Annotated in this window: 8 protein-coding genes and 2 tRNA genes; 5 read left to right on the top strand and 5 right to left on the bottom strand. The window is 36.4% G+C overall.

Going from position 1 to position 11,040, the window contains the following annotated elements; all coding sequences use genetic code 11:
• A partial coding sequence (locus tag E1171_RS16410; RefSeq protein WP_155207138.1) for a lamin tail domain-containing protein occupies positions 1-3,973 on the top strand: 3,973 nt, incomplete at its 5' end.
• Between the two features lie 53 nt (positions 3,974-4,026).
• Here the strand turns inward: E1171_RS16410 and E1171_RS16415 are convergent.
• Entirely contained in the window at positions 4,027-4,821 is a 795-nt protein-coding gene (locus tag E1171_RS16415) for a (Fe-S)-binding protein (RefSeq protein WP_187696503.1), read from the bottom strand.
• An 89-nt stretch (positions 4,822-4,910) separates the two neighbouring features.
• Entirely contained in the window at positions 4,911-6,260 is a 1,350-nt protein-coding gene (locus E1171_RS16420) for a 4Fe-4S dicluster domain-containing protein (protein ID WP_155207139.1), read from the bottom strand.
• A gap of 100 nt (positions 6,261-6,360) precedes the next feature.
• Between E1171_RS16420 and E1171_RS16425 the strand changes: the two genes are divergently transcribed.
• The 4 genes from E1171_RS16425 (at position 6,361) to E1171_RS16440 (ending at position 8,667) form a co-directional block, all read left to right on the top strand.
• A tRNA-Phe gene (locus tag E1171_RS16425) sits at positions 6,361-6,433 on the top strand.
• Between the two features lie 378 nt (positions 6,434-6,811).
• Positions 6,812-6,884 (top strand) — tRNA-Phe (locus E1171_RS16430).
• Between the two features lie 528 nt (positions 6,885-7,412).
• The gene (locus E1171_RS16435; protein ID WP_155207140.1) at positions 7,413-7,985 is read left to right on the top strand and encodes a hypothetical protein; all 573 of its coding nucleotides are present in this window, start codon (positions 7,413-7,415) and stop codon (positions 7,983-7,985) included.
• Positions 7,978-8,667, top strand: coding sequence for an ATP-binding cassette domain-containing protein (locus tag E1171_RS16440; RefSeq protein ID WP_155207141.1), 690 nt, complete (start codon positions 7,978-7,980; stop codon positions 8,665-8,667). The genes E1171_RS16435 and E1171_RS16440 overlap by 8 nt, the downstream gene beginning before the upstream one ends.
• A gap of 80 nt (positions 8,668-8,747) precedes the next feature.
• Here E1171_RS16440 and E1171_RS16445 read toward each other — a convergent pair whose 3' ends face one another.
• From E1171_RS16445 to E1171_RS16455, 3 genes are all read right to left on the bottom strand, one after another.
• Positions 8,748-9,884, bottom strand: a complete 1,137-nt coding sequence (locus E1171_RS16445) for a pseudouridine synthase (protein ID WP_155207142.1) — start codon at positions 9,882-9,884, stop codon at positions 8,748-8,750.
• Positions 9,885-10,096: 212 nt separating this feature from the next.
• Positions 10,097-10,657 (bottom strand): SMC-Scp complex subunit ScpB, encoded by a 561-nt coding sequence (gene scpB / locus E1171_RS16450; RefSeq protein ID WP_155207143.1) that lies wholly within the window; start codon positions 10,655-10,657, stop codon positions 10,097-10,099.
• A gap of 4 nt (positions 10,658-10,661) precedes the next feature.
• Positions 10,662-11,040 (bottom strand): TraR/DksA family transcriptional regulator (locus E1171_RS16455; RefSeq protein WP_155207144.1); only part of this gene is annotated, 379 nt, incomplete at its 5' end.

The following is an 11,040-nucleotide window of genomic DNA, read 5'->3' on the forward strand; positions in this document are numbered from 1 at the left end:
TGGTTCTTCCATGATTTTGTATTTGGGCTTTGAAAAAGATTTCAAGGAAAATAAAAATCTTCAATTATCTATCCGGAACCTTTATGGCCAAAATGGAAATTACTTAACTACCCCAGTTCAAACTTTTTTCTTCGATACCCAAGCTCCAAAACTAAAAGATGTTGATGTTTTATCCTCAAATCAACTTCGATTGGATTTTGAAGAAAAATTAAAAGGTTCTTCAGCCGAAGCTATCAACCATTATGAAACAGAACCCTTCCTAGGACATCCATCTTTTGTTCAATTAATCAACTCCGATTCCAGTGTTATACTTACTTTTTCAACTTCCTTTGAAGAAGAAAAACTATATAAACTCCAAGTCATAAACCTTTCCGACCTTAGTGGCAATATCCTAAGCCGGGCTTTATCAACTGAATTCATCTATGACAAAAAGCCTCCTCAAATAAATTCCATTCAGATGATGTCCATGAACCAGTTGGAAGTAAACTTCTCTGAGGTGGTTAACTCTACTGTTGCCGAGGTAGATTCCCTTTATTTGGTTTACCCCATAAAAAATAGAGCAATGTCGGTAGAGCTTTACCCTTATGACTTATCCACTCTTCTGCTGACTTTTGAGGAGGATTTTGAGGATTATGATTCTCTCCAATTGGTGGTTACAAAAATGGAAGACCTAAAAAATAATTCCACAGATTCACTGAAAGCCAATTTTAGCAGTAAGTACCCCAACATTGCCAAAATATTTCCCCTTAGCCGCTACTCCATCCTAGTTCAATTTTCAGAACCTATTGTTACTGATATAACCGGAAAGCCGGAAAATTTCATATTGAACCAAAAAGACACTCCCATCAGGATTGAATGGGAAGAACAAGATCCTTCCCTATTGATTCTATCCTTTAAAACTCCTTTTCCGGAAAAAGATCCCCAATTACTTACCATCTTAGAAGCCCAAGATTTGTTTAACAATTCATCCTACAACTTGCAAGAATCCTTCCTTTACAATTCTCATGTTGATCAGATAAAAATCATTAACAACCAAGCCATTGAAGTTTTATTTGACATTCCTTTAGAGCATAACAGTGCCAGCGATACACTCCATTTCATATTGGAGGAAAGCCTGCATCCCATTTCTGCCATTCATAATAATGAGGAGCCTACAAAAGTTAAACTTTATTGGAAAAGCAGTTTTATTGCAGATAAAGCCTACGAATTAACACTTTCCGGATTAATAGATCAATATGGCCGACAGCTTCCGGAATCTTCCCATACATTCTCTTTCGATCAATCTCCACCGGTCTTCACTAAATTGAAAAGCATTTCTTCCCATCAAATTAGATTGTTTTTTAATGAGGGACTGGAGAAAATTAGTGCCTCAGCACCCAATCATTTCCAATTGGACCAAAACCTCTTCCCCAACCAAATTGAAGTAGAGGAGTCATCAGTATTACTTTCTTTTTCGGAACCCTTTCTTGAAAACCAAAGCTATTCTTTACTCCTTCAAAACCTTGAGGATCTATCTGGGAATGTCATGCCTGATTTTTCCTTTAGTTTCATCTTTCACCCTCCCTATCAACCTAAATACAAGGAATTGGTTTTTAATGAAGTGCTTTCTCAACCTGCGGATGGAGGTTTTGAGTTTGTGGAAATTTATAATACAACCAATGACACGATTGAGCTACAAGTGCTCACCTTTTCCGATCTGAAAACCACGGTGAGATTACCTGAAAGCTCACTACCTCCTGGGGCATATGCTGTTCTTTGTAAACCTGAGGCCATTCCCTTTTTTCCTGACAGCATTCACCGTATTGGCATAAATCCCTGGCCGGAGTTAAACAACAGTGAAGATGAACTTTCCCTAAACAATGAAAAGGGAACTCTTATTGATCGATTAAATTATTCGGAGGATTGGTTTATAGAGGATGAAAAATCAGAGGGTGGATGGAGTTTGGAGCTGATCGACCCCCAAAATCCCTGCAGTGGAAATAGTAACTGGGGTGCTTCCACATATTTTTCCGGAAATACTGCAGGCTTTTTAAATTCGATAGATGGATCCCAACAAGATTCCCAAAATCCAATAGCTTTACAGGCCATTTTAATTGATTCCTTTAATTTGGAAATCCTATTTGATGAACCCATGGACAGCCTAGGACTTATTCAAGGTAAATATTCTTTTGAACCACCTCTCACTATTCAAGCCATCCAACCTATAGGGCCTGACTTTAGAACCTTAAAAATTCATTGGGAAGAGGCTGCAAAACCGGGTAAACCCTATCAAATCCATTTAGAAGGGATATATGATTGTTCTCAAAAATCCCTTTCTCCTACCTCTCTTCAGTTTGCAGATGGTATCCAGCCAAATTTTAACGAACTTTTGATTAGTGAAATCATGGCATCTCCTTCAGAGGATGGTTCTCTTCCCTATTCGGAATATATTGAATTATACAACCCTGTAGATAAAGTAATTAGTCTTAAAAATCTACTACTTTCTGATTTAAAGACTACAACTGTCCTCCCTGACCTCAACATCTTTCCCAATGAATATCTTATCCTTTGCTCTTCTTCTAATCAAGAAAAATTTACCCCTTGGGGAAAGGTGGTAGGACTAAACAACTGGCCCAGCCTTAATAAAACTGATGATGAGTTAACCCTTCATTTGGCAGACAGTACATTAATTTTTCATATCGCTTATGAAGATAGCTGGTATAATGATGCGATAAAGGCTGATGGAGGTTGGTCCCTTGAAATGGTGGATACCAATAACCCCTGTGCAGGAAAAGAAAACTGGACTTCAACTGAAAACCCTCAACAAGGAACTCCCGGATTGCCCAATTCAGTAATCAATGAATTAACCGACCATTTTGGTCCGAAAATCCAAAGTGCAATGGCTATTTCTCCCACACGGTTACAATTGAACTTCTCTGAAAAGCTGCACCCAAATTTTCTGAATCTAATAAGAATAAACTTACTAGAAGGCCCGGCTATTGAAACTATTACCCTTTCTTACCCTGATCTGAGTTCCCTATTTTTTGAACTCTCCAAGCCTTTAGATTCCTTAACTACTTATTCTCTTACCGTAGAAAAAGTAAAGGATTGCTTAGGTAATGCGTCAGAAACTATTAACATAACAGTGGCAATACCCTCAACTGCCGACAGCCTAGATATAGTTATCAACGAAATTTTATTCTACCCAAGAAGTGGTGGGGTACGCTTTATCGAAATATTTAACCCCTCCACAAAATACTTTAATCTTAAAGACCTCTCATTAGTCGGGATCAAGGCAGACCATTCCTCAGAAGAAATCTCATTAACTGAAGACCACTTAGTTTTGCCTCCTGATGGATATCAAGTATTCACAACCAATGGTGAAATACTAAAAGCAGATTACATTAATGCCGATCAAACCACATTTATCGCCTTAAAGCAATTCCCCTCCCTACCATCTGACGAGGGAAATATTGGGCTTCAAACAGGTGAAGGAATAATTATTGATAAGGTAAACTACAACGAAGATTATCATTTTCCTTTACTCAATGAGGTCCGAGGTGTTTCCCTGGAAAGGGTTAATCCAGAATCTCCTTCAAACGACCCCAACAATTGGCAATCGGCTAGTCGGGAGGAAGGCTTTGCCACGCCTGGCTATCAAAACTCTCAATCGCGAAACTTAGATTTAGCATTAGGGGCTATAAAAGTTTATCCTAAAATTTTTACACCTGGAGAAGGTCCGGCAATGATTAGTTATCAGTTTATGGAAAATGATCAAATGGGAACGGTCAAAATTTTTACTCCGAACGGTCATTTAATTAAGACCTTAGCTCAAAATACCCGCCTAAATGGAAAAGGTTTTTTTAGCTGGGACGGAACATCTAATCAGGGAGAAAGAGTAAAAAAGGGATATTACCTAATTCTATTTACAATTTTTAATCTAAATGGAGAAAGGAATACTTTTAGAGAAAGTATTGTGGTAGGCTATGATTGAATAAAGAGTGTTTAGTGCCCTTGAGCACTAAACACTCTTTACTCTCTTCACTCTTAAACTAACCCTTCTGCTATTAACTCGGCTAAATCTTTTACCTTTACCTCATTTTCTTTCTCTTTTGATTTTACCCCATCCGTCATCATGGTCATGCAAAATGGACAAGCTGAGGCAATAATGCTGGCTCCTGTTTCAAGTGCTTCTTCTGTTCTTTCGATATTGATATCCTTATCCCCTTTTTCAGGTTCTTTAAACATTTGTGCACCACCTGCTCCACAACATAAACCTTTGGTTTTACACCTTTTCATTTCTACCAATTCTGAATCCAAGGCCTCCAGCACTTCTCTAGGAGCTTCATAAATATTATTGGCTCTCCCAAGGTAGCAAGAATCATGGAAAGTAATTTTCTTTCCTTTAAAAGTTCCCCCACCTTTAAGGGTGACTTTTCCCTCATTGATCAACTGCTGGAGAAAAGTGGAGTGATGAATCACTTCATAATCCCCCCCCAAATCCGGATATTCATTTTTTAGGGTGTTAAAACAATGTGGGCAAGCTGTTACAATCTTCTTAACATTATATCCATTGAGTACTTGAATATTAGAAACTGCCTGCATTTGAAAAAGAAACTCATTTCCTCCTCTTCGGGCAGGATCTCCGGTACAACTTTCCTCTGGCCCAAGAACGGCAAAACTTACACCGGTTTTATTCAGAATCTTTACAAAGGCTTTGGTAACACTTTTATATCTTTCATCAAAAGAGCCAGCACAGCCTACCCAAAATAGTACTTCTGGTGACTCTCCTTTAGCGGCCATTTCAGCCATTGTCGGTACTTGATATGTTGTATTGCTCATTGTCTTTTTTTCGTTTAAATGTGATTAACATTTTAGGAAAATAATCCTGGTTTTCATGTAATCTTGAACTCCAAGTCTCTCCCTTCTGATTAATTCATTTCTTCTTTTTTTACTTCATCAGCCCAATTAAAACGATCTGTTGGAGCGAATTTCCAAGGGGAGAAACTAGTTTCAATATTTGAAAACATTGCATTCCATGAGCTCGGTGAGGCTGATTCTTCCATAGACTGATACCTTCTCAATTGTAAAATTATTGACAAGGGATCTATATTTACAGGACAAGCCTCAACGCATGCATTACAAGAGGTGCAAGCGTTAATTTCTTCTGCAGTAATATAATCTCCCAGTAGGAACTTCCCATCGTCAAGACCTTTCCCCCCTTTGCTAATGCTATAGCCAACTTCTTCCGAACGATCTCGAACATCCATCATAATTTTACGAGGAGAAAGTTTTTTACCTGTAATGTTTGCCGGACATTCGGCTGTACAACGCCCACACTCAGTACAAGAATAAGCATTCATCAGATTGACTCTATTAAGGTCATTTATGTCCTTAGCGCCAAAACGTCCAATTTCGGCAGGAGCTTGTTCCGAACTTTCTGAAGGTAAGCCCAACATCATATTTACTTCATTAGTCACTTCCTTCATATTTTCCATTTTACCTTTTGCTTCCAGGTTGGAATAGTAGGTATTTGGAAAAGCCAAAAATATATGGAGGTGCTTAGAATAAGTGATATAAATGGCAAATCCTAAAATGCCGATAATATGAATCCACCAGGCAAACCGTTCCGTAATCACCAAGGCAGTAGTATCCATATTTTGGAAAAGTGGAATTAAGAAACTACTAAAGAAAAAGGTACCGGTTTTAGTGTAAGGATGCATGCCCATTGCTGCCAAATCTCTGGTTTGTATTATTTGATCAGTAGCATTCATGGTCAAAATGGCAAGCATAAGGGATATTTCAATGATCAAAATCAGATTAGCGTCCAATTTTGGCCATCCATTCAACTCCGCCATGCTTAGACGTTTTACTTTCAACCCATTTCTTCGAAATAGGAAGATAACACAGGAAACAATCACCGCCATGGCCAGAAATTCAAAAAAGTTAAGAGCCAAAGTGTAAAAATCTCCCAAAAATGGGGCGAAAATACGGTGAGTTCCTGCAAAACCGTCAATGACAAACTCCAATACTTCCAAATTAATGATGAGGAAACCTAAATAAATCATTAGGTGCAATAGAGCTGGAATAACCTTTTTGAACATTTTTTGTTGCCCAAAGGCTACCATCAACATGGTATTTAATCTTTTGTTGGGTTGATCGCTGCGGTCCAGCGGTTTTCCCATCATAATATTTTTTCTTATTCTACTGATACGTTTGGTTAGGATATAAGTAGCAATACCCACCGTGATCAGAAATAATAGTTGGGATAAGTAGTTCATAGTAAAAAGTTTATCGACTTAATAAATTCTTTTTTATTAAAATTTTGCCCCTTACGGTTGCGCCATTAAGGTTTTTGTTCTACATTTGTGCCCTCCAAACGGTGATGTAGCTCAGTTGGTAGAGCATCGGACTGAAAATCCGTGAGTCGGTGGTTCGAATCCACTCATCACCACCCAAAGCCTTTCCAGATGGGAAAGGCTTTTTTTATGCCTTAGTTCCAAATTGAGATCTCCTTTATAGTATATATGTTTGCCCTTTTCCATTAAGATATATTCCTTTCCCGATTATAACCACAATCGTTTTCTGTCTATAAAAGTAATATTTCTTTTAGATAGTATGCAAGCATACTATTTTAAAAGTTCTATTTTTATAATGATTCTTAATTTATTTAAGGATTTCTTATTCATTCCTTCCTAGACAAACTTAGAAAGTAGAAAAAAATAAAAAATATTTATTCTCATTATGAGGGAGTTGAGGATACAATAGGAAAAATCCTAATAGTGGGTTTTGCATGTAAGAGGATTTTGTATACTTTTGTATCCACAAACACGGTGATGTAGCTCAGTTGGTAGAGCATCGGACTGAAAATCCGTGAGTCGGTGGTTCGAATCCACTCATCACCACCCAAAGCCTTTCCCATCCGGAAAGGCTTTTTTTATGCCTAATAGAAATTATCTATTTCCGTAAAAAGATACAACTTTAAATACAAACCTCACGTATAAAAATGAATTCCATTAGAGCCCTTTTTGTAAACAATTAATCTCTCTTTAAAGAAACGCCTGATATTTGACCTACTAAAAATACGAATCCTTCAATTAAAAAGAATCCTCTTAGCCTCGGGGCCACTAAGTATTTTAGTCCTGATCTTGTTAATGGGATTTATCGGAACTGTAATTTTTCATCATGCTTTTCTTTTTCCAAATGCCCTGATTGTTACAGCCCTAATTTTCATTATTACTTTATCTACACATCTAAACAGAAAAGATCAAGCCTTTATTTGGAGTATTTTTGAATCCCCCAGGCTTTATTTCTTTACCGAATATACTTTCTTCAGCTTACCGTTAATAGTACTTTTCTTCGTAACTCCTTATTGGTATTATTCACTCATAATAATATTGGGTTTTAGTTTAATTTCTAGGATAAACTACCAAATGAAGATTAGAGTATCCAAGATCCCAGAAAGTAAATTTATACCTATTACTAATTTTGAATGGCGTTCTGGTTTACGAAAGAATTTTTATGCAATTCTTCCCATTTACCTTTTGGCTTTAAGCTTAAGTTTCTTCCCTTATGTAAGTTTGCTTTTACTTTGGGTGTTTTCATTTTTCTTATCTTCCTTTTACATGGAATGCGAACCTTTGGATATACTTTTAGCTAGATCGGAAGATTCGGCCCAATCTTTCATAAAAGAAAAACTAAGAGAACACCTTCAATTGTATATTTTCATAACCTTTCCAATTGTTTTATTATATGGAATTTTCCACTTTGGAAGTTTTTGGATTCCTTTAGTAGTTTACCTGCTTTCTCTCATAAACATTTGTTATTTTATTTTGAGTAAATATGCTTCCTATGAACCTAATATGATTTTAAAAGCAAATACGGTATTACATGTAATGGTTTCTTTCGGAATCTTTCTTCCTTTTTTATTACCCCTTTCCCTAATTCTTTGTATTCGAAATTATTTTATATCCATTGAAAAACTAAAATATTACCTGGATGCTTAGTGTAAAAGACCTTGTTGTGACCTTTGGTCAGAACAGAGTATTAAATGAACTTTCTTTACAACTTGAGAATAAGAAAGTATATGGGTTAATTGGATTTAATGGAGCTGGCAAGACAACTTTACTAAAAGCGATTCAAGGTATAGTTTCCAAGGAAAAGGGAGAAATTCATTGGAATAACAGAAAACTTCAACGAAAAGACCTTGCTTACCTAGAAACCCAAAATTTTTTTTATTCTCATATCACAGGAAGAGAATATCTGTCGCTTTTTCCAGCTCCTGATTCTTCATTTAAAATAGACCTATGGCAGGAGTTGTTTAAACTTCCTTTGGATGAGTTTGTGGAAGACTATTCCACTGGAATGAAAAAGAAATTGGCCTTGTTGGGCATTCTTAAAATGGATAAATCACTGATTTTTCTAGATGAGCCTTACAACGGCGTAGACCTTGAAACCAGTCGTATTTTAGGAATTTTGATAGAAAAATTAAAAGAAAAAGGCAAAACAATTCTGATAACCTCCCACATTCTGGAAACATTAACTAATAATTGTGATCATATTCTATATTTAGAGGAAGGCAAAATTCAAAAGACCTTTGATAAAAATCAACTAGAAAATCTGGATAAGGAAATTTTCCATTTAATGGAAGCAAACAGCACTCAATTGATAAATAAAGTACTGAAATAGTGGTTTAGGAAGAGACCTGGAAGGAATTGAATTAAAACTGAAAATGAAAAAGGCTAGTCATAAAAAACTAGCCCTAATATCTATTTGGTGAAAAATTTGAGTTGAATCATTTCCTTTTCTGTTAAGAACCGCCACTTTCCTCTTGGCAAATTCTTTTTGCTGAGTCCGGCATAAAGCACACGATCAAGTTTTACCACTTCATACCCAAGAAATTCAAATATTCTTCTTACAATACGGTTTCTACCTAAATGAATTTCAACACCCAAAGTTTTATTATCCGGGGAAAGTAAAGCAAGTTCATCTACCTCCACTTTACCATCTTCTAATTCTAAGCCTTTTGTAATTTGTTCATAATGCTCTTTAGAAATAGGTTTATCCAATTCTACTTGGTAAACCTTCTTTATTTTATGAGAAGGATGAGCAAGTTTCTCAGCTAAATCTCCGTCATTTGTAAACAACAATAGGCCGGTAGTGTTTCTATCCAATCGCCCAACTGGATAAATGCGCTCTTCACAGGCATTTTTAACCAATTGCATCACAGTTTTTCGCTCCTCGGGATCATTGGTCGTTGTTATAAAGTCTTTGGGTTTATTCAATAGTACATATATAAGCTTCTCCCTTCTTATAGGTTTATTTCTGTACCTTACTTCATCCCTTGATTTTACCTTAAACCCTAGTTCGGTTACCACCTTACCATTAACCTTGATCTCTCCATTTTGAATAAGCAGATCAGCATCTCTACGTGAGCATACTCCGCAATTTGCAATGTAACGGTTTAGGCGGATTTCTGTTTGGTTTTTTGGAGCTTGGGTCTTTTGAGATATTTCTTTGATTTTATCAAAATTATAATCCGGAGTTCGTGCTCTTTTTGTAGAAGAGAGTCCTTCTAATCTCTTGTCTTGCTTTTCACGCACTCTCTCCTTACCATATTTAGCACCTCTTTTGGCAGATGAGGGTTTGCCATGATCTTTAAATCTTTCAGGTTTTCTTCTAAATGATTTTTTTCCCCCTTCATAACCTGAACTCTTCCTTTCTTTTAACCCGAAACCTTCCGAAGTGCGATCTATTTCCTTTTCTTCAAAGGAAGGACGGTTATTTCTTTTTTTTGAAGGCCTTTTATCCAACTCTCCTTTTAAATACCGATCTTCGGATTTGTTTTTCCTTGATGGGGTGCTTCTTTCAGCCTGTGGGTTTCCCCTGAAATTTTTTTTTCTCATTTCAATTCAGTATCACTACTGTATTTTTAAATAAAACGGTTGAAAATTGTAGATCATTAAAATGAAAGCAATAGAATTAATTTCCCTTTCATTAAACTCATTCTCAAATTTTCTGCAAATTGCATTCCTTCATTGAAAATAACCAGAAAATGGGAAGATGATTGTTGTATTAAGGTGAAATGACTGTGAAAGAAAAGGAGAAAAGGCAAAAATTAATCCTGTTGCTCTCCAATTTGACTTCCTTCACTGACAAAGTCCTTAGGAGTTGGTAAATCTTTCAGGCTATTAATTCCAAAGTATTCCATGAATTTTGCACTGGTACCATAAAGAAGAGGACGACCAATGGTTTCCGCTTTTCCAGTAATTGAAATGAGTTCCTTTTCCAATAACTTCTGAATTGTATAATCACAACTCACACCCCTTATTTGCTCAATTGTTGCTTTGGTAACCGGTTGTTTATATGCTACTATTGCCAGGGTTTCCAATTGAGAGGTAGTCAACCTTCTTTTTGACTTTTGTTTCAATAAAATGCGAATGCTGGCCTGGTAAGCAGGCTTGGTAAGAAATTGGTAACCTCCTCCAAGATAAAATATCTGAAAAGGAAACTCCTCAGCCTCATATTTCTTCAAAAGGGCATCTAGAGCTTCCTTAATATCTTTTTCAGGAATATCTGTCTGAAACATTTCAGCCAAACAATTCCGAATTTCCTCAATTTTTACTGGAGTAGTGGAGCAAAAAATTAAGGCTTCTATGTGATTCTGTAAAAAATCCAGTGCTCTATTTGTTTTGACGAAGTTTGGCTTCGATGGAATGCATTGTATGAGGAACGGCCCTTAACCTGGCTTTGGAAATCAATTTACCACTATCCACGCAAATTCCATAAGTTCCATTTTTTATTCTAACCAAAGCATTCTCCAATTGAATAATAAACTTTTGTTGTCGAGCAGCTAACTGACTTAAACTTTCCTTCTCCGCGGTATCTGCTCCATCCTCTAACATCTTTAAAGTACCTGCTGTTTTATCTATTCCACTATCATTCGCCCTGGTTAATGTCTCTTTAATATAGTTGAGTTCAGTATAGGCTTTTTCGAGTTTTTCGGTAATTAAAGTTTCAAATTCCTGAAGTTCTTCCTTCGAGTACCTTGTTTTTTCTTCC

The sequence above is a fragment of the Xanthovirga aplysinae genome (assembly GCF_009711365.1).
In the GTDB taxonomy this organism is placed as follows: domain Bacteria; phylum Bacteroidota; class Bacteroidia; order Cytophagales; family Cyclobacteriaceae; genus Xanthovirga; species Xanthovirga aplysinae.

Coding starts and splice junctions, on each gene's coding strand:
- E1171_RS16445 (WP_155207142.1), bottom strand. CDS start 9,884: ATGAGAAAAAAAAATTTCAGGGGAAACCCACAGGCTGAAAGAAGCACC.
- E1171_RS16440 (WP_155207141.1), top strand. CDS start 7,978: ATGCTTAGTGTAAAAGACCTTGTTGTGACCTTTGGTCAGAACAGAGTA.
- E1171_RS16435 (WP_155207140.1), top strand. CDS start 7,413: ATGAAGATTAGAGTATCCAAGATCCCAGAAAGTAAATTTATACCTATT.
- E1171_RS16415 (WP_187696503.1), bottom strand. CDS start 4,821: ATGAGCAATACAACATATCAAGTACCGACAATGGCTGAAATGGCCGCT.
- E1171_RS16420 (WP_155207139.1), bottom strand. CDS start 6,260: ATGAACTACTTATCCCAACTATTATTTCTGATCACGGTGGGTATTGCT.